The following is a 21,690-nucleotide window of genomic DNA, read 5'->3' on the forward strand; positions in this document are numbered from 1 at the left end:
TTAAGCTGACCTCATGCAGTTGCAGCAGCTCCAGTACTTCGTGGCAGTCGCCGAGACCCGGCACTTCACCCGGGCCGCCGAGACGGTGCACGTGGCTCAGCCGTCGCTGTCCCAGCAGATCAAGGCGCTGGAGCGGGAGCTGGGCGCGGATCTGTTCCAGCGCGCACGCGGCAACATCACCCTCACCGACGCCGGGGAGGCCCTGCTCCCGCTGGCCCGGCGCATCCTCGCAGACGCGGACACCGCCCGGCACGAGGTGCTGGAGCTGGTCCAGTTGCGGCGCGGGCGGGTACGGCTGGGCGCCACGCCGAGCCTGTGCACCGGGCTGCTGCCGGACGTGCTGCGCGCCTTCCACGACCGGTACCCCGGCATCCGGCTCATGATCGAGGAGGGCGGCTCGCACGACCTGGTGCGGGAGCTGGCCCGGGGCGCGCTGGACCTGGCGCTGGTGGTGCTTCCGCTGCCCACCGCGTCGCCGGCGCTGACGACGGTGGAGCTGCTGCGGGAGGACCTGGTGGTGGTGTCGTCCCCGGAGGCCCCCCGGCCGGGCGACGGGCGGCGCGCCGTACGCATCGCCGACCTCGAGGGAGAGCGCCTGGTGATGTTCCGGCACGGGTACGACCTGCGGGAGCTGACGGTGGCGGCCTGCCGCGCGGAGGGTTTCGAGCCGGACTTCGCCGTGGAGGGCGGGGAGATGGACGCGGTGCTGGGGTTCGTGCGGGCGGGGCTGGGAATGGCGGTGGTGCCGCGGATGGTGGCGGCGCGCTCCGGACGCGGGCTGCGGGTCACTCCGCTGGCCCGTCCCGGGCTGCACCGGACCATCGCGCTGGCGCATCGCAGCGATGTGGCTCCGCCTCGGGCGGCCCGGGAGTTGCAGCGGATGCTGTTGGAAAGATGAGCGCGGGGAGGTGCCCGGCAGCGCCGTTGTGCTCAGCGCCGTTCGGGGGTGCGGGTGATCCGTGGTCGCTCGCACCCGCGCGGCGGAGCCGCATGATGCCACAGCCCCCGCGCCCCCTTGGGGGACGCTCCCCTGGGCGCCTGTGATCAGGCACCCAGGGGACCTACGCCGTCGCGTCGACCAGCGCCAGTTCGTGCAGCCGCTCCGGTGGCCCCGGGCGGGCGTAGTACCAGCCCTGGGCGGTGTCGCAGCCGAGTATGCGCAGTTGCTCGGCCTGGGCGCCGGTCTCCACGCCCTCCACGGTGACCGTGAGGTCGAGGCTGTGGGCCAGGGCGACGATGCCTTCGACGATCTTGAGGTCGACGGGGTCGGCCGGGAACTGCTGCATGCTCTGGGTGAAGGAGCGGTCCAGCTTGAGGACGCTCACCGGGAGCCGGCGCAGGTTGGCGAGGTTGGAGTAACCGGTGCCGAAGTCGTCGAGGGCGATGTCCACTCCCAACTCGGCCAGGCGGCGCAGCGGTTTCAGGAGGTCGTCGTCGGCGCCGATGAGGGCCGACTCCGTCACCTCCAGGCACAGCGCGTCGGGGGCGACGCCCGTCCGCTCCAGGATGTCGACGGTGTCCTGGACCAGGCCGGGGTGGGTGAGCTGGCACGGCGAGAGGTTCACGTTGATGCGCAACGGCCCGGCGGTGGTCGCACCGCCGTGGCGCTCCCGCCAGTCGCGGGCCTGCCGCACGGACTGTTCCAGGACCCAGCGGCCGAGCGGAACGATCAGCCCCGTGTGCTCGGCGAGGGGGATGAAGCGGTCCGGGCCGAGCACGCCGTGCTGCGGGTGCAGCCAGCGCACCAGTGCCTCGGCGCCGCGCACACTGCCGTCGCCGAGGTGGACCAGCGGCTGGTACTCGATGAAGAACTCACCGCGTTCCAGGGCGGCCGGCAGCGCGGTCGTCAGGCCGTGGCGGGTGATGACCCGGGCGTCGGCCTCCGGGTCGGCCAGCTCGAACCGGTTGCCGCCCGCCGATTTGGCCCGGTACATGGTGATGTCGGCGCTGCGCAGCACCTCTGCGGGGCTGCGCTCGCCCGCCGGGCCCTCGACGACGCCGATGCTGCCGCGCACGGTCAGTTCGCGGCCGTCGACACTGACCGGGGCCAGCAACGCGTTCATGATGCGCCCGGCGAGTTCGTCCACCTCGTGCCGGGTGTCGGGGCCCGTGGTCAGCGCCACGAACTCGTCGCCGCCGAGCCGGGCGACCATCTCGCCGGGCGCGGTGGCACAGGCCTGCAGCCGGTCCGCCACTTCCACGAGGAGGCGGTCGCCGGCCGCGTGGCCGAGGCTGTCGTTGACGGCCTTGAAGCCGTCGAGGTCGAGGTAGCACAGGCCGAAGCGCTGTCCGGGGCCCGCGTTCAGGGCCTTCTCCAGGCGTTCGAAGAAGAAGCTGCGGTTGGGCAGGCCGGTCAGCGCGTCGTGCGTGGCCTCGTAGCGCAGCCGCAGGTTGAGCAGCCGGCGCTCGGTGGTGTCCTCCATCAACGCGAGCTGGTACTGCGGGACGCCGTCGGCGTCCCGCAGGAGGGAGACGGTGAGGTTGGTCCACAGGACGGTGCCGTCGGGCCGGTAGAAGGCCTTCTCCACGTGGTAGTGCTCGCGCTCGCCGCGCACCAGCTCGTCGTAGAGCCGCCAGGTCTGGGGCGCGTCGTCGGGGTGCGACCACTCCCGGACCTTGCGGCCGCGCATCGTCCGGTCGGTGATGCCGAACATGCGCATCAGCGCCCCGTTGACCTGGAGGACGTTGCCGTCCAGGTCGGCGATGCCGATGCCTATGGCGGCGCCCTCGAAGACCGCGCGGAAGCGGGCCTCGCTGGCGTGCAGGGCCTCCGCCACCACGCCCTGCGCCTTCAGTGCGGCCTGGGCGATGGCCTCCTGTTCGGTCAGGGTCCGGGCGCGCAGTGCCCCGGCGAACCCGGCCGCCATGGCGTGCTGGAGCCGGGCCGAACGGGCCCGCAGGTCCTCGGGGTCGCCGTCCTCGCCGCAGTAGAGCACCAGGTAGGCGTCCACGCAGTCCAGGGTTCGGGCGAGCGCCTCGGGGTCGGTGCAGTGGGCGTCGACGAGCGCGGCGCCGACCGCTTGGGCCTCGTCGGCGTCGAAGCTCCGGGCCCGCAGCGCTCGGCGCAGTCTGCGGGCCAGCGGCAGCAGTTGTTCCTCGAACTCGGGCCGGGTCGACGACGTCGAGGTCACCGGGAAGACCGCCCGGCTCCAGATGGTCGCGAACCGTCGCAGTCTGTCCTCCGGCCCGCCCGGCTGTGCCGTCACGCCGTACGCCCCACGCCGGCGAACCCGGAGAACGCGTAAGGGTCCTCTTCCTCCGGTGCCCCCTCCGGCCGCCAGCGCGGCATCGGCACCAGCCCGGGCTCCACCATGTCGTACCCCTCGAAGAACCGCGCGATCTCGTCGCGCGAGCGCATGATCAGCGGATTGCGGATGTCCTTGTACACGTCCACCGCGCCCCCGGCCCGCTCGGCGGGCAGGGGGATCCCCTCGTACGAGGCGTGCGTGAGGACGAGCAGGCTGCCGGGTGCGAGCGCGTCGCTCAGCTCGGCCACCGCCCCGTACGGGTCGTCCGCGTCTTCCACGAAGTGCAGTATGGCAACCAACAGCAGCGCCACCGGCCGATTCAGGTCGATCAGCCGCTCCACCTGGGGGCTGGAGAGGATCTCCTGCGGCTTCAGGAGGTCGGCGGCCACCACGTCCGCGTCGTCGTTGCCCGCCAGCACGGCCTGGCTGTGCGCGACCGCCACCGGATCGTGGTCGACGTAGACGACGCGGGAGCCGGGGCGGCTGCCCGCGGCCACCTCGTGGACGTTGCCGAAGGTGGGAATACCGGAGCCGATGTCCAGGAACTGGTCGATGCCCTCGGCGGCGGCGAAGCGCACGGCGCGGCGCATGAACGCCCGGTTCGCCTGCATGATCTTGGGGAGTCCCGGCATGAACTCCATGGCCTTGCGGGCCGCTTCCCGGTCGACCTCGAAGTTGTGCGAACCGCCCAGGTAGAAGTCGTAGATCCGGGACACGCTGGGCACCGAGATGTCGATGCTGCGAGGGGCCCAGGCGGGACGCTCCATCTAGCTCTCCAAGGCATAGGCGATCCGGTGTTCGAGCTGAGGCTACTGATCGCCCGCCAAACGGGCGAGCCGAACCGGAAATTGACCGTCCGTTCCCGGTCACTGCCTGGGGCACGTGCCAGGTGCCAGGACGAGCCGGAGCGAGCCGAGGAGTCGGGGGCCACGGCACGACACGCGAACGGGGCCGTCCCCTGCGCCTGGGTGCGGAGGGGACGGCCCTCGGTCGCGCGCCGGAGGGTGACGGGCGGGAGGCCGCTACTTCTTCGGCGCGCCGACCGGCTTTCCGTCGGGCGAGACGGCGTACCAGGTGCCGCCGACACCCTGGCCGTCGGTGTCGCCGGGCTTCCTGTCACCGGCGAAGGTGTAGACGGGCCAGCAGTCGACCGTCTGCTGTTCGGCCCCGTCGGGCCGGGTGAAGGTCATCAGGTCCTTCTTCACGACGCCCTCGGTGTCGTCGGGTTCCACGGGCGCCACGACCGGCCACTTCTCCAGGCACTCGCCGGTGCACGCCGACACCGGCTCCGGCCAGGCCTCGTCCTTCATGAAGCGGTAGACGGTCATACCGTTCAGGTCGACGACGATCTCGCCGAGCTTCGGGTCGTCGCGGGTGGACAGTCCGGGCAGGTCGTCCGCCTTGGCCTTCTTGCCGTCGGCGGCGAGCGCGTACCACTTGCCGCCCACGCCTTGGCCCTTGACGTCGCCGGCGGCCGCGTCCTTGGCGTAGCGGTAGGCGGGCCAGCCGCCGATGGTCAGCTGCTTGGTGCCGTCGGGCCGGGCGACCTCGCCCAGCAGCGCCTTGTCGACGCCCTCGCCGGCCAGCGCGTCGTCGGCGGGTACGGGCGGCCAGGCGGTGGCGCAGTCGCCCTCGCACGTCGTCTCGGGCGGCTTGGCGGTGTCCTCGTCGAAACGGTAGAGGGTGCGTCCGGCCCCGTCGGTCACCAGCTCACCGATCTCGGCGTCGGTGGAGACGGACAGCTTGCCCGCGGGCTCCAGCGCGTTCGCCGACGCCTGCGCGCCCGCGCCGGTGCCGGTGCCCAGCCCCTCGCCGGCCCCGGCGCCGATGTCGCCGACGTCTCCGGGCGCCGCCGTGGCGCTCACGTTCCGGCTGCCGGTGGCACCGCCGCCGTCCTGGCCGCACGCCGTCGTCAGCGCCAGCACCGCCGCAGCGCTCGCCACGAGTGAGGCGCTCCGCCAGGAGGTCTTCATCGTCAATCCCCGATCGTCACGAAGGTGTTGGAGGCGGCGTCGCGCCGCCGCACGACACTGGGTACGCACGCCGGCGCCGGTTGTGTTCAATCGGGGCGCGGTTTCTTTCCCGGGTCGGCCCGGCCCGGCGGCGCCGTACACGGGTACGACCTGGGCACGAGCCGAGCTGCGCTGGTCAAACCCCCGACCGACCCCCTTACCCCCTTCGGGTCAATCGTCCGGTAATCGGGACTGTTCCGGCTCGTGCGGGCCTCATGATCTGCTCGTGCATGGACCCGAACCGACCCGATCCGCCTGCGCCGGACGCGTGTTGGCCCTGGTGACGCTGACGTTCACGCTCGTCGGCACACCGGTCGGCCCGGCGCGGGCGGACGCCTGCGCGTACGCCTCGACGGGGCCGGGCGGCATCGACGCCGTGGCGATCGCCGGGAGCGGCACCTGGCCCACCTTCCCGGCGTGCCCCGAGCTCTCACCGACGCCTCCGCCCGCCCCGCCACCGACGCCCGCGCCACCACCACCGAAGCCCACTCCCCCGCCACCGCCACCGCCACCACCCGCACCGGAGCCCGAACCGGAGCCACCGGCGCCGCCCGCCCCGAGACCCGAGCCGCCGCCTCCCGCGCCGCCCCCTCGACCGGCACCGCAGCGGCCCACGCCGACACCGACCCCGACCCTTCCGCCGGCGCCCGCCCCCGTACCGGAGCGGCCGGCGCCGCCCGCGCCCACCCCGTCGGTCACGCCCACGCCCCGGCCGACACTGAGCCCGGTGCACTACCCGCGCTACCGCACAGCCCGGCCGCAGCAGCGGTCGTCCCGCGGGGCCACCTCGCCGCTCGTCTTCGTCCTGCTCATCACGGTGCCCGCGGTGGTCGCCGTGGCCGCGCTCCGTGCGCGCTGATCCCCTGGAGCCTGTCTTGCCGGAATGGCTTGTTCTCACCCTCGCGATGGTGGCCGCCGGTGTCGTGGTGGTCATCATCACCGTCGTGCGGCACCGCCGGGCGTCCGACGACGAGGACATCACCGAGACCCCGGACGTCATCGAGTACATGACGATGTGGATCGGGGTGGTGTACGCCATCGTCCTGGGTCTGGCCATCGCGGGTGTCTGGGAGGCGCGCAGCGCCGCCCAGGACCACGTCCAGGCGGAGGCGGTCGCGCTGCACGAGATCTCGGAACGCGTCCGGGCCTATCCGCCCGACGTCCGCGACCGCATCCGGGAGGATGTCAACGCCTATGTCGGACACGTCGTCACCACCGAGTGGAAGGTGATGGCCGACCGGGGCGAGGTGACCGAGCGCGGCACCGAGCTCCTCGACCGCGTCCGCGCGGACGTCACGGACTACGAGCCGAAGTCGGACTTCGAGGCCCAGGCGTACCAGCCGCTCGTCGACCAGGTGGCCGTCGCGGACCAGGCCCGCATCGCCCGGGCGGAGTCGACCGGGGCGACGATGCCGGGCGTGGTGTGGTTCGGCCTCATCACGGGGGGCGTCGTCACGGTCGGGATGGTCTTCGCCCTGCAGATCCAGCGCACGGCGCGCGAACTCATCCTCGCCGGGCTGTTCTCCGCGCTGATCGCCTTCCTGCTCTTCCTCATCTGGGACTTCGACGCACCGTTCAGCCGCGGTGTGGCGGCGTCGACCGACCCGTTCCTGAACCTCTTCCCCGGGGTGAAGGACTGAGACCCGGCACCGGGGAACCGCCGGGGGACACCCGACACGCCGTCGGTGTCCCCTGAGCGGCCCACACATCTGCCCCCATTCGCGCGACTGCGATCGCGCCGGCTCCTCCGGCTTCCTAGCGTTTCGGGCATCGAGGTGCATTCCTGGCGCGAGCGGAACAGGTCCGCCCGCCGCTCCTCGGGGACCCGGAGGATTCACCATGCGCGCGATACCCGCCGCCTCGGTCGCACTGCTGGGCGTCGCCGCCCTCTCCGCCTGTGTACCGGCCGGAGCAGCCCCGGGCGGCACGTACGGCTTCACCCTTTCCCCGGCCACCGTGGCACCGGGCGACGAGGTGACGCTGGGAGTGGGCCGCGGGGCGGGCGGCTGCAAGGGGCGCGTCACCGTGTCGTCGCCCGTCTTCGACACGGTCACCATCCCGCGGCACGAGTACTCGGCGACGGCGCAGGTCGACCGGGACGCGAGGCGCGGGGCGGTCTACGAGGTGAAGTTCGCCTGTGACGGCAGGTCCGAGACCTTGAACCTGACCATCGCGGGCGGCCACTCCGGCCACCCCACGCACCACCCCCGCCACCCCGACAAGGGCGTCCACGCCGGTGAGGGCGGCAGCGTCGCGGGGTTCGACGTGAAGGAGATCGGGCTCGGCGCCCTGCTCATCGCGGGCTCGGTCGGCGCGGCGTACCACCTCTCGCGCCGCCGCTCCGGCGAGGACGCGACCTGAACGTCCCCGACAGGACTTCGCCCCGGACCCGCGAAGGGCCCGGGGCGAAGTCCTGTCGGGACGGTGCGCGAACCGGCCGTGCGACGCCGACGCGCGGTGGGAAGGAGAGACCGGACGGGCCCACCTTCCGAAGGCGGGTCCCGTACGGTGACGTGCCGGGGCGGGTCAGATGCGGCGCTCGGCGCGTCGGCGCATCCAGAACAGGCCGCCGCCGGCGACGGCCGCGGCGACGAGCCCGCCGCCGATCGCGATGTCGGCCGACGTCGCCCCGCTGGTGCTGCTGCCGCCGATGCCACCGCGGACGCCGCCGATGACGGTGAAGGCGGCCGGACGCGTCAGGCGCCTGCCCGAGCAGTTGACGGTGATGTCGTACGAGCCCGGACGGGCGTCCTGCTTGATGGTGGCGGTGCCCTTGGACGTCTCGTTGGCTCCCCTGACCGGGGTCAGGTGGGTCGTCCGGAAGGCGTCCGAGGTCATTGTGCCACCCTGGGGGCAACCGTCGACCGTGACGGTCATCTGGCCGCCGCGGGCGATCACGCTGGGCAGGGCGACGATGTTGCTCGGCTGGTTGTGGTCGCCGCCCGCGGTGGCCGTGGGGGCGGCCAGCCCGAGGACAGCGACCGCGGCGCCGGCTGCCGCGAGGGCACGAGTGTTGCGCATGTGATCCTCCGCGGAAGACGCCCCGGGACCCGTCCCCGGTCGATCGGCGAGAAAGCGCCTCCCGGAATGACCCTCAGTTGCCCTGCCCGGGGCCGCATTTCGGGAATGGTCCGTCCTGGTGAGCGGTGTACGGGGCCGAAACCGCGCGGGCCGATATCGCCGCAGGTCACGCACCGTCAGCGAATTCCATTCGGCCGAATCCCGGATGGCTCACCGAAGGACGCTCCCGCCACCCGTTCGCCACCGCCCCGTCGCCGGTCGGGCGCGTGGCGCTTAGCGTGCCCGTATGCGCGAACGACACGGCGACGGCCGGGCCGAGAGGGGATGGCCAATGGACGCGTCCGAGTGGGCCGAAGAGGAGGAGCGGCGCAGGAAGCGCGCTCCCTGGGGCGTGATAGCGCTTGTTCTGCTGACCGGACTCGCGCTCATCCGGAACGGTTCGGGGGAATTCGACCAGGGTCCGCCGCAGCCGACGTCGGCCGCCGCCTCGGACACCCGCGTCGCGGACGACAACGGCGCGGCCACGGGTCTCGCCCCGCTGCCGTACTCGGTACCCGACCGGGTCGGCATCCCCGCCATCCAGGTCGACGCGCCGGTCATGTCGGTCGGTCTCGACGCCGAGGGCTGGATCGACGCGCCGCCCCCCGAGGACCCGAACCTGGCGGGCTGGTTCACCGGCGCGGTCACCCCGGGCGAGAAGGGCACCGCGGTCGTGGTCGGCCACGTCGACAACCAGCAGGGGCCAGCCGTCTTCTACGGACTCGGGGCCCTCAAGAAGGGGAACGAGGTCGAGGTGCACCGCCAGGACGGGAAGACGGCGGTCTTCGAGATCTACGGCATCGAGGTGTTCGCGAAGGACGACTTCCCCGGCGACCGGGTGTACGCGTCCAAGGGAAGCCCTGAACTGCGGGTCATCACCTGCGGCGGGGGTTTCTCCAAGCAGAACGGCTACGAGGGGAACGTCGTGGCCTTCGCCCGCATGACCGAGGTCCGCTGAGCGGGCCCCGGCCCGCGGGCGCGCCGGGGATCAGACGAACCGACGGCGGGGGACGGTGAGGTGGTAGCCGGAGTCCAGCAGCTCGGGAAGGTACCTGCGCAGGGCCCGGACGCTCTGCGAGCGGTCGCCCCCGGCGTCGTGCGAGAGCACCACGACGCCGGGGGCGGCGCCGTCCTCGACCCGCTCGACGATGGTGCCGGTGCCGGGGGTGGTCCAGTCGAGGGTGTCCACGGTCCAGGCGAGCGGTTCCATGCCCAGCTCCGCGCCGAGCTGGAAGGCGGCGCGGTTCCACGCCCCGTAGGGGGCCCGGAACCAGAGGGGCGGTTCGCCATAGGCCTGCTCGACGACCTCGCTCGTACGCTCCATCTCGGTGCGGATGCGGCGCCGGGTCAGCCGGGTCAGCAGGGGGTGGGACCAGGTGTGGTTGCCGACGACGTGTCCCTCGTCGGCCATGCGGGACAGCAGGTCCCGGTTGTAGTCCGCCATCTCCCCGCAGACGAAGAACGTGGCGCGCACGCCGTACTCGGCCAGCGTGTCCAGGATGTCCGGGGTGTAGCGGGGGTCGGGGCCGTCGTCGAAGGTGAGCATCATGACGCGGCCCCGGCCGGAGATGCGCAGGATCGGCTCGCTGCGCACCGGTGGCCGCCGGAGCGCGTCCCGGGGCGCGCCGTATCCGGTCAGAGGCTGGAGGCGGTAGGCGGACGGCTTGAGCGGGCGGTGCGCCGCGGGGCCCGGGGCGGGCGCGGCCGACGGGGCCGGTCCACCCCCCGAGCCCACCGCGAACGCGCCGGCGGTGCCGACCGCTCCGACTGCCGTGACGCCGGCCAGCAGTGCGCGACGCCGGGTGAACAACTGATCCTTCTGCATGACTCATCAGTCGCCCGGCGGGGGTCCGGCGCACTTGAGAAACACCGGTGCGGCTGCACGGAACCACCCGCACGGGCCAAGATCGGGAGTGACTCCGATAACCTCGCCGCGTGACGGAGCAGCACGCCCAGCGGTTCGAGCGGGGCACGGACGGGCCGAAGGTCATCGTCGTCGGGGTGGACGGGTCCGACTCCTCGCTGCGGGCCGCGGCCTACGCCGGCGGTCTGGCCCGGCGGCAGCGCGCGCTGCTCGCCGTCGTGTACGTGCAGCCGGTGCTGGCGGCGGGTACGGCGCTCGGGGCGCCGGTGGCGGGGACGACCGACGAGATCGCCGAGGACCTGGTGGCGCACATCCGGGAGGCGGCCGAGCGGGTCAAGGGGATATTCGACGTGCGCTGGGAGTTCCACACCTTCCGCGGCGACCCGTACAACGGCCTGGTGAAGGCGGCCGACGATCTGAAGGCCGACGCCGTCGTCGTGGGCGCCTCCGAGCAGGCCGGGCACCGGATCGTGGGCTCGGTCGCGGTGCGGCTGGTGAAGGCGGGGCGCTGGCCGGTGACCGTGGTGCCGTGACTCCTGTCGGAGTGGCGTGTGCGTCGTCGCTTCCGTCGCGGGCGTGTGTGAGTCATCATGATCCACCGTCAGCCGTTTGCCGTCCACAAAGAGGTGAGGCGCATGGCCGGGTTCCGTACGGGCGAGGGCGTTCTCCGCCGCAAACCGATCGAGCAGATCGAAGCTACCGAGGGCGGCGGGGGAACGGGCCTGCAGCGGACGCTGGGGCTGTGGCAGCTGACCGCTATCGGCGTGGGCGGCATCATCGGGGCGGGCATCTTCACCCTGGCCGGCACGGTGGCCAACGGCACGGCGGGACCGGCGGTCCTCGTCTCCTTCCTCGTCGCGGGCGTCGCGAGCGCCGCGGCGGCCCTGTCGTACGCCGAGTTCGCCGGGATGATCCCGAAGGCGGGCTCCGCCTACACCTACGGTTACGTGGTCCTCGGTGAGCTGGCGGGCTGGTTCATCGGCTGGGACCTGCTCCTGGAGTACACGGCGATCGTGGCGGTGGTCGCGATCGGCATCTCCGGCTACTTCAGCTTCCTGGTCGGGGAGATGGGCGCGGACATCCCGAACTGGATGCTGGGCGCGCCCGGCACCGGCGACGGTCACAAGGTCGACCTGTTCGCCGCGCTGCTCTGCCTGCTCATCGCGTACCTGTTGAACCTGGGCATCGAGAACGCGGCCCGGTTCGAGATGGTCGTGGTGGTGCTGAAGGTGCTGGTGGTGCTGCTGGTGATCGCGGTCGGCATCTTCCACATCGACACGACGAACTACGACCCGTTCTTCCCGTACGGGGTCGGCGGGGCGTTCACGGGCGCGGCGACGGTGTTCTTCGCGGTCTTCGGATACGACGCGATGTCGACGGCGGCCGAGGAGTCGAAGGACGCCCAGCGCCACATGCCGAAGGCGATCATCTACTCGCTGATCATCTCGATGGTGCTGTACGTGGCGGCCTGTCTGGTGCTGACCGGCATGCAGAACTACAAGGAAGTCGACCCGGAGAGCGGCTTCTCGACGGCGTTCAAGTCGGTGGGGCTGAGCGGTCTGGCGGACGTGATCGCGGTGGGCGCGATCATCGGCATCCTGACAGTGATGTTCACGTTCATGCTGGGCGTCACCCGCGTGTGGTTCGCCATGTCGCGTGACGGGCTGCTGCCCAAGTGGTTCGCCAAGACGCACCCGACGCGGCACGTGCCGACCCGGGTGACCTGGATCGTCGGGGTCGCGTCGGCGCTGATCGCCGGGTTCCTGCCGATCGGCGAGGCGGCGGAGCTGACCAACATCGGCATCCTGCTGGCGTTCGTGGTGGTGTGCGCGGCGGTGATCGTGCTGCGCTACCGGCAGCCGGAGCTGCCGCGCACCTTCCGGACGCCGTGGATGCCGTTCGTGCCGGCCCTGGGCATCGTCTTCTCGATCTGGCTGATCACGTTCCTGCGCTGGCAGACCTGGGCGCGGTTCGCCGTGTGGTTCGCGGTCGGCCTGGTGATCTACTTCGGGTACTCGTACCGGAAGTCGGAGCTGGCGCGGCGGCGTTAGAGGCTGCCGAGGAAGCCGGTGACGATCGCGTTGAAGGCGTCCGGGCGCTCCATGTTGGGGTAGTGCGCGGTGCCTTCCACAGTGGCGCAGCGGCCGTCCGGGACCGTGCGGGCGAGCCGTTCCGCCTCGGCGATCAGGTCGGGCGCGTCCAGCGCGCCGTTGACCGTGAGGACCGGGACGTCGATCTTCGGGACGCGGGACCAGGTGTCGGTCATCGGCACGTGGTGGTTCTCCTCGTCCGGGGTGTGCTTGGCGAGGGTGCCGAGGGCCATCTCGCGCAGCCGGGTCAGGACGGCGGGGTCGACGTCGTCGAGGGTGCGGTGCTCGCCGGGCACGAAGCGCAGGAAGGCGGCGACCCAGCCCTCGACGTCACTCGCCCCCAGCGCGCGGGCCTGCTCGGCCTGCACCTGCCGCACCCAGGGGTCGGTGTACTCGAACTCGCTGGTGGCCGCTCCCGAGACCACCACCGCACGGACCAGCTCCGGGTGCTCCAGCACCGTGTCGGTGGCGATGGCCCCGCCCATGGAGACACCGACCAACGCCGCGGGCCCGGCGTCGAGGTGGCGCAGCAGGGCGGCGAGGTCGTCGGCCCAGCGGAACGGCCGGGTGGCGTTGGCCGAGGCACCGTGACCGCGGACATCGGGCGCGATCACGCGGTATCCGGCGGAAGCGAGAGCCGGGATCTGGGCCTCGAACACGCGGTGGTCGACGAATCCGGAGTGCAGCAGCACGACCAGGTCCCCGGCCCCGGCGTCACCGTAGGCGAGTTCCCCGTCCGAGGAGGTGAAGAAGCGCAGATCCGAAGCAGCATTCATGACAACCAAGGTGTCATTTCGGGCCCGATTTGGCAACCCAGGTGTCATGATGAAGGGGTGAAGGACACCGACACCCCCCTCCCGCCGGACGCGCTCGCCCGGCGCCTCACCGAGGTCTACGATCTGGTCGGCCCCCTCTACCGGCGTGCGCAGCGCAGTGTCGAGCAGGGCCTGGCCGCCGACGGCCTGTCCGTCGGAGTCCGTGCCGTGCTGACGCTGCTGCACCGCAACGGGCCGATGACCGTGCCGCAGATGGGCCGGGCCCAGGCGATCAGCCGTCAGTTCGTGCAGCGCATGGTCAACGAGGGCGCGGCGCTGGGCCTGGTGGAGAGCATCCCGAACCCGGCGCACCGACGGTCGTCGCTGATCCGGCTGACCGGCCCCGGACAGGACACCATCGCCGCCGTGCTGGACCGGGAGCACCGGCTGCTGCGCGACGTCGGCGGCGACCTCACCGACGCCGACGTCGCCACCTGCCGGCGGGTGCTCGGGGCGATGCTGACGGCGCTGGACCACGTGGACGACGCCTGACACGCGCGGCGGCCCCGCCCTACTCCCCCATCACCAGCCCGTCCTCGGCCGCGCCCCGGCTGAGCACGACGTCGCGGATGCGGTCGCGCACGGCCCGCACCTCGGCGCCCTCCTCCAGCGCGCGGTTGAGGTTCACCACCCGTCCCGCGTCGACGTCGAAGAGCTGCGGGACGAACTCGGCCTTCGCCACCCGCCAGCGTTCACCGGGCCGGGCGGGCGGGGTGAAGGTGAAGCGGCCGATGGTCGACTGGTTGCCGCGCGGGTCGCGTTCGCCCGCGTCGTTGATCATCTCGCCCGCGATCTGGTCGCCCATCCCGTAGACCACCCAGGTGCCGTTGACCTTCTCATACGCCTGGGGAACGTGGGCGTGGGTGCCGAGGATCAGGTCGATGTCGGGGCGATCGCCGGTACGGGCGGCGGTCAGGCTACGGGCCAGCGCCAACTGGTCCCGGTCGGGCTCGTCCTGCCATTCGGTGCCCCAGTGCAGGGACACGACGACGACGTCCGCGCCGGCCTCCCGGGCGGCCCGGGAGTCCTCGACGATCCGCTCCTCGTCGATCATGTCGACCGCCCAGGGCTGCCCGTCGGGCAGCGGGTGGCCGTTGGTGTGGAGTGTGTAGGCGAGGTGGGCGACCTCGGCCCGGCCCGCGCGCAGGACGGTCGTGGTGTGCGCCTCGGCCTCCGAGCGCGCCGTCCCGGCGTGCCGTACACCGGCGCGGTCGAAGGCGTCCAGGGTGCGGCGGATGCCGTCGGCTCCGTCGTCGACGCTGTGGTTGGAGGCGGTGGAACAGCCGTCGTAGCCGGTGGCGGCCAGCGCCTCGGCCACTTCCGGCGGGGACCTGAAGAGGGGGTAGCCGCTGTAGTCGCCGTTCGCGCCGTACACGGTCTCCATGTGGCACAGGGCCAGGTCGGCGCGTGAGACGACGGGTCGGGCACCGGCCAGCATGGGGCGGAAGTCGTAGCCCCTGCCGCCCGCGTCGAAGCGGGCCCGGTCGATGATCGAGTCGTGGGGCAGGACGTCGCCGGAGGCGACCAGGGTGAAGGCGCCGGTGTCCGCGGCGGACGGGGCCGGAGCCGGTGGCTTCGGCGGTTCGTGGTCGCGGGCCTGGCAGGCCGCGCCCAGGGTGAGAAGGGCGGTCAGGGCCAGGGCCGCCTGCCGACTGCGTGTGATCATCCGTTCACTCCGCTGGGGTCGCACACACCGAGGGAAAGTCACATTTACCTACAAACAGGTAATGGGCTCGCGGGGTCCCGGGCGGCTCCGACACGCTCATTAGCCCGTCCGGCGTGCGCGAACGGGGTGTTCCGCCGCTCGGACCGGGTACGCCGACCGCTCGGACGAAGTGCGTGAATTGTTCGGACCGGGTGCGCCGACCGTTCGTCGAACCGTTCGTCGACGCGATCGACCGTCCGTCGCACACCCGTGCGCGCGCCCTGTCACCGGACGGCCCCCTGCGGTGCCATACGGCCATGACGGCCGGAACCACCCTGATCGACAGGACGAGCAAGACGACCGCCGAGCACGAGCTCGCCGCACTGCAGCGCGAGCACGGCCGGCCGCTCTTCGCGCTGCTGCTGCGGCTCAGCGACGGAGACCGGCAGCGCGCCGAGGATCTCGTGCAGGAGACCCTGGTGCGCGCCTGGCAGCACCCCGAGGCCCTGCGCGCCGACGACTTCGACTCAGTACGGCCCTGGCTGCTCACGGTGGCCAGGCGCCTGGCGATCGACGCGCGCCGGGCCCGGCAGGCGCGGCCCGCGGAGGTCGGCGACGCCGTGCTGGAGAACGCCCGGGTCTGCGCCGATCACGCCGAACGGGCCGCCGCCGCCCTGGATGTGCGCGAGGCTGTGAAGACACTCACTCCGGAACACCGTCAAGTTCTGGTGCTGGTGTACTTCCAGGGGGCGAGTGTGGCGGAAGCCGCGGCGGCCCTGGGCATCCCACCCGGTACCGTGAAGTCCCGCGCGTACTACGCGCTGCGAGCCCTGCGCAGGGTGCTACCGGGATACGCCGCCGACCTGCGGTGAAACCGATCGTATGGTCAAGCCTCCGTAAAGCGCCTTGCCCAGGACCCCGGTTGAGTAATCGGCTGTCCTCATCCGTGTTCCGGACGGGGGCCCACGACCCGGGTCGGGCGACGCGAACGCACCGGAGGAAGGCAGGAAGGGATGCTGCACAGAGGCCAAGAGAGCACGGACGACGCCGGCGGGGGCGAACTGACCGTCCCCATGGCGTGGTTGTACGCCGAGTACATCGCCGACGAACTGCTGCGGACCGGCGACCTGATGCCGCCCACGTCCTTCGAGTTCCGCGCCGGACGCGACGCGCTGGCGCTCACCGTCTTCCTGTCCGACACCGACGGCGAGCTCAGCGGCATCCGGGTCATCACCCGGCTGGAGACCTGGCTGTCGCTGACCGCCTACGACCAGCCGTGGCAGGAGTGGGTGCGCGAGCGCCTCGCCCAGGTCACTGCCGACGCCGAAGCCGCCGGGCGGCACTCGCCGGACCTGGACCTGGCCCGGGCCGCCTGGCGCTGGCTCGAGGAGACCGAACTGCTCGCCCCGGACCTGAACGCGGTGCCCGGCGGGGCGTCGGTGACCGGCGAGGACGAGGGGCCCAAGGTGTGGACGCCGGCCTGGCAGCTGGGGCTGCCGCTCGGCCACCTCGCCATCCACCTCTTCTAGACGACCGGCCGGTACCCCGGGGAGTCCGGCCGGCGCAGGAGAATCATTCCGCGCGGCCCAGTCCGCCGGCTCCGTCGTTCCGAACCCCTAGGTCGCGATTCCGTACGTGGCTTGAGTGATTCGACTGTCCGGTGCGTACGGGTGGGAGCAAGGAGTAACCCCACCCGCACCCACGGCACGAGGATTCGGCATGAGGTCCACGGAAAGGCATCGTGACGTCGGCGCCTACGCGCTCGGCGTGCTGGACGAGGCCGACGCGTTCCGCTTCGAGGACCACCTCATGGAATGCCCGCGGTGCGCGACGCAGGTGACCGAATTCGGCGCCGTCACCCGCCAGTTGATGCTGTACCGGCAGGCGACGCCACGCCTCGTCCATCCCATGCCCCGGCCCGGCCCGCGCCTGCTGGACCGGCTGCTGACCGAGATCGCCACGCGTCGGCGGGCGGACCGCAGGCGCCTGCTGTACGCCTTGGCCGCGGCGGTCGTGTGCGCCGTGGCCGGTCCCGGTGCCGTGCTCCACGCGGGCGGGGCCGACACGTCGGCGGTGCGGGTCACCGCGACCGGCGAACGGTCCGGGGTGTGGGCGCAACTCTCGGCCGAGGACGAGACCTGGGGCACCGGCGTGGAGCTCACGGTCAAGGACGCGGCGGGCCCGCGGCCCTGCCTGCTGGTCGCCGTCGGCCGCGACGGCACGGAGCAGACGGTCACCAGTTGGACGGTCCCCGGGCGCGACGCCCGGCCGAACACCATGCGCGGTGGGGCCGCCCTGCACGCCGACCAGATCGCCCGCTACGAGGTGCGGACGGCGGACGGGGAGCGTCTGGTGACTCTCCCGACCGGTTGACCGTCGAAGAACCACCGTCGGGGGACACCCGTCACTTCAGCAGCCGGGACAGCCTCCTGTCCGCCAGCGGCTTGCCGCCGGTCTGGCAGGTCGGGCAGTACTGGAGCGAGGAGTCGCTGAAGGACACCTCGCGCACGGTGTCGCCGCACACCGGGCAGGGCTCGCCGGTGCGGCCGTGGACCCGCAGCCCGCTCCTCTTCTCGGACTTCAGCCGGCCGGCCGCGACTCCCCGGGAGCGCTCGACGGCCTCGGTGAGAGTGGCGCGCAGGGCCGCGTACAGCCGCGAGGTCTCCTCGTCGGTGAGGGACGCGGCCAGCTTGAACGGGGACATCCTCGCCGCGTGCAGTATCTCGTCGCTGTACGCGTTGCCCACACCCGCGATCAGGCTCTGATCGCGCAGGGCTCCCTTGAGCTGCCGCCGCTCGGTCCGGAGGAGGTCGGCGAAGCGCCCTTCGTCGAAGTCGTCGGCGAGCGGATCGGGGCCGAGCCGGGCCACGCCGGGCACCTCCCGCGGGTCGGCCACGACGTACACGGCCAGCCGCTTCTGCGTGCCCGCCTCCGTCAGGTCGAAGCCGGCTCCCGCCTCCAGGGCGACGCGCAGGGCGAGCGGGCCCTTGCCCGGGCGGGGCAGCCCGCCGGGAAGGCTGTCCTTCCAGTGCAGCCAGCCGGCACGGGCCAGGTGGGTCACCAGGTGCGGGCCGCCGGCGGTCTCGACGTCGAGGAACTTGCCGTGCCTGTGCACGGCGGCCACCCGGTGGCCCTCCAGGGCGGTGAGCGGAGGGTCGTACGTCTTCAGGACGCTGATGGCCACCGGCAGCACGCGGACGATCCCACGGCCGACCAGGTTCTCGGTCAGGAAGTCCCTGAGCGCCTCGACCTCGGGCAGTTCTGGCATACGTCCAGAGTGCCACCGGTGACCGGCGGTGCCAGTGGGACCCGGCCGGGACTCAGCCCGTGGGGTGGGACACCAGGAACTCGGACCACACGCACTTGCCCCCGCCGCGCGCCTCCACGCCCCACACGTCGGCGAGCGTCTCGACCAGCAGCAGTCCGCGTCCGGAGACGCCGTCGTCCCCGGCCTCGCGGCGGCGCGGCAGCGCGCTAGAGGAGTCCTCGACCTCGACCCGGAGCCGGCGGTCGGTGCCGGTCAGCAGCCGCAGGGTGACGATCGCGGAGCCCTCGGTGTGCATGAGGGCGTTGGTGACGAGTTCGTCGGCGACCAGTTCGATCTCGTCGCTCTGCCGCGAGGCCCCCCAGGCGCGGACGGCGGTGCGGATCATGTGCCGGGCATCGGTCAGTGCCTCGGGGTCGCCCGGGGGGACGTGCTGCTGGAGCCGTCCGAAGGTCCTCGGGGCGCCCACCGTGTGGCGGCGCAGCAGGAGCAGCGCCACGTCGTCGTCACCGCGGCGCTCCTCGGCCACGTCGATGAGCCGGTCCGCCAGGTCCCGAACGTCTCGCGGGCCGGAGGCGACGAGCGCGGTGAGGACCTCGATGCCCTCGTCGAGGTCGGCGCCGGGCTGCTCCACCAGGCCGTCGGTGCACAGCAGCAGGGTGTTGCCGGGGTCCAGCTCGACGGTGGAGACCGGGTAGGCGAGGCGCCCGAACTCGGCGGACAGTCCGAGCGGCAGTCCGCCCTCCACCGGGACGCGGCGGCAGCTTCCGTCGCCGAACCGCAGCAGGGGGTCGATGTGCCCGGCGCGGACCACCTGGACCACTCCGGTGGCCAGGTCGGCCTCCGCGTACAGGCAGGTGGCGAAGCGGTCGGTGTCGAGCTCGTGGAGGAAGACGGAGGCCCTGGCCATCACCGTGGCCGGCGGGTGGCCCTCGGCTGCGTAGGCGCGCAGCACGATGCGCAGCTGGCCCATGACGGCGGCGGCGTGGGTGTCGTGGCCCTGGACGTCGCCGATGACGGCGCCGACCCTGCCGCCGGGCAGCGGGATCAGGTCGTACCAGTCGCCGCCGATGTCGCGTCCGAAGGCGCCGCCGATGGTGGCCGCGCGGTAGCGGACGGCGACGTCGCAGCCGGGCACGCTCGGGATGGTGCGCGGCAGCATGGCCTGCTGGAGTCCCTCGGCGAGGTCCATCTCCTGCTCGTAGAGCATGGCCCGCTGCAGGCTCTGCGCGATGCCGCTGCCGAGCGCGACGAGGACGTTGCGGTCCTCCGGGGAGAACCCTTGCCGGTCGCTGTAGAGCAGTCCGATCGCGCCGATCGGCCGGGCCTGGGCGATCAGCGGCAGGTAGGCGGCCGCGGTGATGTTCAGGTGCGTGATGTTCCGCCACAGCAGGGGGTAGCGCTCGGCGAACTCCTCCGGTGACTCGATGAAGCGAGGGCTGAGGGTCCGTACGGCCTCGCTCATCGGGTAGGGCTCGTCTATCCGGGTGACGCGGGTGCCGGGGACGAAGCTGTTGTCGGGGCCGTCGGCGACCAGCCGGATGCGGCCGGCTTCCACCAGGCCCATCACGAGGCTGGTGGCGCCCAGCCGGGTGAGGCCGTGGGTGTCGCGCAGGACCTCGATGACCTCGTCCACCGTGCGGGCGTGCGCGAGGGCGGCCGTGGCGAGCTGGACGACGTTGGTGAGCCGGCGGCGGGCCTCGTCCTGCGCGGCCTGCTCCCGGTGGGCCTCGATGTCGGCGACCTCCTGGGTCGCGTCGCGGACGATGCCGATGATGCGGCGGGGGCGGCCGGTCTCGTCCCGGCGGATGTAGCCCTGGGTGCGGGTCCAGCGCAGGGTGCCGTCGCGGCGGCGCAGGCGGAAGTAGGTGCCGTAGTTCTCGCTGCCGTCCTTCATGGCCTGGGCGACGATCGTGTCCAGGCGCCTGCCCTCGGCCGCGGGAACGCGCACCGACAGCGACTCGGGGCGCCCGTCGTACTCCTCGGGGCGCAGGTCGAACACCTCGTGCGCCTGGGCGTCCATGTGGAACAGTCCCGTGTCCAGGTCCCAGTCGAAGCTGCCCATGCGGTTGAGCGCCAGGATCGGGTCCGGGTGGGCGGGCCAGTCGTCCGGGAGCGGCAGGGCACTCGCTGCCCGATCAGCCATGGGCCCTACCTTGCCAGGGTTCGCCCGATTCTTCGACTCCTGGTCCGCCGCCCGTGGGCAGGGGGCTTGTGGCCGAGCGGGGTAGACAGAGCGTGATCGTACGAGAGGAGCGCGGCCGTGGAGTGGTTCACCGCACCCGAGTACTGGACGGCCCGGCTGGTCTTCCAGCGAGGTCTGGCCATCATGTACCTGGTCGCGTTCCTGACGGCGGCCCTGCAGTTCCGCCCGCTGATGGGGGAGCGCGGCCTGACGCCCGTGCCGCGGTTCGTGGAGCGGGTGCCGTTCGAGCGGGCGCCGAGCCTGTTCCAGCTGCGCTACTCGGACCGCCTCTTCGCGGTCGTGGCGTGGACGGGCTGCGGGGTGTCGGCGGCGCTCGCGGCGGGGCTGGACTCACTGGTGCCGCTGTGGGGCGCGATGCTGCTGTGGCTGGTGCCGTGGATGCTGTACCTGTCCATCGTCAACGTCGGGCAGACCTGGTACTCGTTCGGCTGGGAGTCACTGCTGCTGGAGACCGGGTTCGTCGCCGTCTTCCTCGGCAACGACGAGGTGGCGCCGCCGATCGTCGTGCTGTTCCTGCTGCGCTGGCTGCTGTTCCGCGTGGAGTTCGGGGCGGGGATGATCAAGATGCGGGGCGACGAGTGCTGGCGGAAGCTGACGTGTCTGGACCACCATCACGAGACCCAGCCGATGCCGGGACCGCTGAGCTGGTTCTTCCACCGTCTCCCCCGGCCGCTGCACCGGGTCGAGGCGGCCGCGAACCACGTCACGCAGCTCGTGGTGCCCTTCCTGCTCTTCACCCCGCAGCCCGTCGCCTCGACCGCCGCGGCCCTGATGATCGTGACCCAGCTGTGGCTGGTGCTCTCGGGCAACTTCTCCTGGCTGAACTGGATCACCATCGTGCTGGCCCTGTCGGCGGTGCGGTTCCCGGCCGATCCGCCGTCCGTGGCCGCCGCGCCGCTCTGGTACGAGGTCGTGGTCCTGGCGGTGGCGGCGCTGCTGGTCTTCCTGAGCCACCGGCCGGTCCGCAACATGATCTCCCGGCGCCAGGTGATGAACCGCTCCTTCGACTCCCTCCACCTGGTCAACACCTACGGCGCCTTCGGGACCGTCAGCCGGATCCGGCACGAGGTGGTGATCGAGGGCACCGCCGACGAGGTGGCCCGTGCGGACGGGGACTGGCGGGAGTACGAGTTCAAGGGCAAGCCCGGCGATCCACGGCGCTGGCCGCGCCAGTTCGCGCCGTACCACCTGAGGCTGGACTGGCTGATGTGGTTCGTCGCGCTGTCGCCCGCGTACGCCGGGTCGTGGTTCGGCACCTTCGTGGAGCGCCTGCTGGAGAACGACCGGGCGACGCTGAAGCTGCTGCGCCGGTCGCCGTTCCCTCCCGACGCGCCGCCGCGCTTCGTGCGCGCCAGGCTGTACCGCTACCGGTACACGACCTGGCGCGAACTGCGCGAGACGGGCGCGTGCTGGGAGCGGACCTACGTGCGGGAGTTCCTGCCGCCGACGCGATTGACGTGAACCTACCAGCGGTCAGGACGAGGG

Annotated in this window: 22 protein-coding genes; 12 read left to right on the forward strand and 10 right to left on the reverse strand. The window is 72.2% G+C overall.

Annotated features, from left to right (window positions below):
- Positions 1 to 13 precede the first annotated feature (13 nt).
- Positions 14 to 898: a LysR family transcriptional regulator gene (locus IE142_RS10555; RefSeq protein WP_043386347.1), complete on the forward strand. Its 885-nt coding sequence runs from the start codon at positions 14 to 16 to the stop codon at positions 896 to 898.
- Between the two features lie 163 nt (positions 899 to 1,061).
- Here IE142_RS10555 and rmdA read toward each other — a convergent pair whose 3' ends face one another.
- The 4 genes from rmdA to IE142_RS36490 all read right to left on the reverse strand — a co-directional run bounded on the left by rmdA (position 1,062) and on the right by IE142_RS36490 (position 5,959).
- A complete protein-coding gene (gene rmdA / locus IE142_RS10560; RefSeq protein ID WP_191885451.1) occupies positions 1,062 to 3,206 on the reverse strand; it encodes a cyclic Di-GMP phosphodiesterase RmdA in 2,145 nt (714 codons plus the stop codon).
- Positions 3,203 to 4,015, reverse strand: coding sequence for an SAM-dependent methyltransferase (locus IE142_RS10565; protein ID WP_043386341.1), 813 nt, complete (start codon positions 4,013 to 4,015; stop codon positions 3,203 to 3,205). Before IE142_RS10565 ends, rmdA begins: the two co-directional genes overlap by 4 nt.
- A 255-nt stretch (positions 4,016 to 4,270) precedes the next feature.
- Positions 4,271 to 5,221 carry an SCO0930 family lipoprotein gene (locus IE142_RS10570; RefSeq protein ID WP_191885521.1) on the reverse strand — a complete coding sequence of 317 codons (951 nt, stop codon included), beginning with the start codon at positions 5,219 to 5,221 and terminating at the stop codon, positions 4,271 to 4,273.
- Positions 5,222 to 5,473: 252 nt separating this feature from the next.
- On the reverse strand, positions 5,474 to 5,959 hold the full coding sequence (locus IE142_RS36490) for a hypothetical protein (protein ID WP_229830328.1): 486 nt from the start codon (positions 5,957 to 5,959) through the stop codon (positions 5,474 to 5,476).
- Between the two features lie 28 nt (positions 5,960 to 5,987).
- Here IE142_RS36490 and IE142_RS37345 point away from each other — a divergent pair, with 28 nt between their 5' ends.
- From IE142_RS37345 to IE142_RS10585, 3 genes are all read left to right on the forward strand, one after another.
- Positions 5,988 to 6,119, forward strand: a complete 132-nt coding sequence (locus tag IE142_RS37345) for a hypothetical protein (RefSeq protein WP_043386335.1) — start codon at positions 5,988 to 5,990, stop codon at positions 6,117 to 6,119.
- 16 nt (positions 6,120 to 6,135) lie between these two features.
- The gene (locus IE142_RS10580) at positions 6,136 to 6,900 is read left to right on the forward strand and encodes a bestrophin-like domain (RefSeq protein ID WP_191885453.1); all 765 of its coding nucleotides are present in this window, start codon (positions 6,136 to 6,138) and stop codon (positions 6,898 to 6,900) included.
- 199 nt (positions 6,901 to 7,099) lie between these two features.
- Entirely contained in the window at positions 7,100 to 7,621 is a 522-nt protein-coding gene (locus IE142_RS10585; protein WP_191885454.1) for a hypothetical protein, read from the forward strand.
- A 165-nt stretch (positions 7,622 to 7,786) separates the two neighbouring features.
- Here IE142_RS10585 and IE142_RS10590 read toward each other — a convergent pair whose 3' ends face one another.
- Positions 7,787 to 8,281 (reverse strand): hypothetical protein, encoded by a 495-nt coding sequence (locus IE142_RS10590; RefSeq protein ID WP_179342814.1) that lies wholly within the window; start codon positions 8,279 to 8,281, stop codon positions 7,787 to 7,789.
- Positions 8,282 to 8,612: 331 nt separating this feature from the next.
- Here IE142_RS10590 and IE142_RS10595 point away from each other — a divergent pair, with 331 nt between their 5' ends.
- Entirely contained in the window at positions 8,613 to 9,278 is a 666-nt protein-coding gene (locus tag IE142_RS10595) for a class F sortase (protein ID WP_191885455.1), read from the forward strand.
- Positions 9,279 to 9,308: 30 nt separating this feature from the next.
- Here IE142_RS10595 and IE142_RS10600 read toward each other — a convergent pair whose 3' ends face one another.
- Positions 9,309 to 10,145 (reverse strand): polysaccharide deacetylase family protein, encoded by an 837-nt coding sequence (locus IE142_RS10600; protein WP_191885456.1) that lies wholly within the window; start codon positions 10,143 to 10,145, stop codon positions 9,309 to 9,311.
- 110 nt (positions 10,146 to 10,255) lie between these two features.
- Here IE142_RS10600 and IE142_RS10605 point away from each other — a divergent pair, with 110 nt between their 5' ends.
- Positions 10,256 to 10,717 (forward strand): universal stress protein, encoded by a 462-nt coding sequence (locus IE142_RS10605; RefSeq protein ID WP_191885457.1) that lies wholly within the window; start codon positions 10,256 to 10,258, stop codon positions 10,715 to 10,717.
- Between the two features lie 102 nt (positions 10,718 to 10,819).
- Positions 10,820 to 12,235, forward strand: a complete 1,416-nt coding sequence (locus tag IE142_RS10610; protein ID WP_191885458.1) for an amino acid permease — start codon at positions 10,820 to 10,822, stop codon at positions 12,233 to 12,235.
- Here the strand turns inward: IE142_RS10610 and IE142_RS10615 are convergent.
- Positions 12,232 to 13,050, reverse strand: coding sequence for an alpha/beta fold hydrolase (locus IE142_RS10615; protein ID WP_191885459.1), 819 nt, complete (start codon positions 13,048 to 13,050; stop codon positions 12,232 to 12,234). The two genes, IE142_RS10610 and IE142_RS10615, sit on opposite strands and share 4 nt — an antisense overlap.
- Positions 13,051 to 13,107: 57 nt before the next feature.
- Here IE142_RS10615 and IE142_RS10620 point away from each other — a divergent pair, with 57 nt between their 5' ends.
- Entirely contained in the window at positions 13,108 to 13,581 is a 474-nt protein-coding gene (locus IE142_RS10620; protein ID WP_191885460.1) for a MarR family winged helix-turn-helix transcriptional regulator, read from the forward strand.
- A gap of 19 nt (positions 13,582 to 13,600) precedes the next feature.
- Here the strand turns inward: IE142_RS10620 and IE142_RS10625 are convergent, their stop codons facing one another.
- The gene (locus IE142_RS10625; protein ID WP_191885461.1) at positions 13,601 to 14,755 is read right to left on the reverse strand and encodes a CapA family protein; all 1,155 of its coding nucleotides are present in this window, start codon (positions 14,753 to 14,755) and stop codon (positions 13,601 to 13,603) included.
- A 296-nt stretch (positions 14,756 to 15,051) separates the two neighbouring features.
- Between IE142_RS10625 and IE142_RS10630 the strand changes: the two genes are divergently transcribed.
- The 3 genes from IE142_RS10630 to IE142_RS10640 all read left to right on the forward strand — a co-directional run bounded on the left by IE142_RS10630 (position 15,052) and on the right by IE142_RS10640 (position 17,107).
- On the forward strand, positions 15,052 to 15,606 hold the full coding sequence (locus IE142_RS10630) for a sigma-70 family RNA polymerase sigma factor (RefSeq protein ID WP_191885462.1): 555 nt from the start codon (positions 15,052 to 15,054) through the stop codon (positions 15,604 to 15,606).
- A gap of 141 nt (positions 15,607 to 15,747) precedes the next feature.
- Positions 15,748 to 16,263, forward strand: coding sequence for a hypothetical protein (locus tag IE142_RS10635; protein ID WP_191885463.1), 516 nt, complete (start codon positions 15,748 to 15,750; stop codon positions 16,261 to 16,263).
- 190 nt (positions 16,264 to 16,453) lie between these two features.
- On the forward strand, positions 16,454 to 17,107 hold the full coding sequence (locus IE142_RS10640) for an anti-sigma factor family protein (protein ID WP_191885464.1): 654 nt from the start codon (positions 16,454 to 16,456) through the stop codon (positions 17,105 to 17,107).
- A 31-nt stretch (positions 17,108 to 17,138) separates the two neighbouring features.
- Here IE142_RS10640 and IE142_RS10645 read toward each other — a convergent pair whose 3' ends face one another.
- Both IE142_RS10645 and IE142_RS10650 read right to left on the reverse strand, forming a co-directional pair.
- Positions 17,139 to 18,002 (reverse strand): Fpg/Nei family DNA glycosylase, encoded by an 864-nt coding sequence (locus IE142_RS10645; RefSeq protein WP_191885465.1) that lies wholly within the window; start codon positions 18,000 to 18,002, stop codon positions 17,139 to 17,141.
- Positions 18,003 to 18,054: 52 nt separating this feature from the next.
- Positions 18,055 to 20,145, reverse strand: coding sequence for a SpoIIE family protein phosphatase (locus IE142_RS10650; RefSeq protein ID WP_191885466.1), 2,091 nt, complete (start codon positions 20,143 to 20,145; stop codon positions 18,055 to 18,057).
- A gap of 117 nt (positions 20,146 to 20,262) precedes the next feature.
- Here IE142_RS10650 and IE142_RS10655 point away from each other — a divergent pair, with 117 nt between their 5' ends.
- The gene (locus IE142_RS10655; protein ID WP_191885467.1) at positions 20,263 to 21,666 is read left to right on the forward strand and encodes a lipase maturation factor family protein; all 1,404 of its coding nucleotides are present in this window, start codon (positions 20,263 to 20,265) and stop codon (positions 21,664 to 21,666) included.
- Positions 21,667 to 21,690: the final 24 nt, after the last annotated feature.

Origin of the sequence: Streptomyces mutabilis (genome assembly GCF_014649815.1) — a bacterium.
GTDB classification, from domain to species: Bacteria; Actinomycetota; Actinomycetes; order Streptomycetales; family Streptomycetaceae; genus Streptomyces; species Streptomyces mutabilis.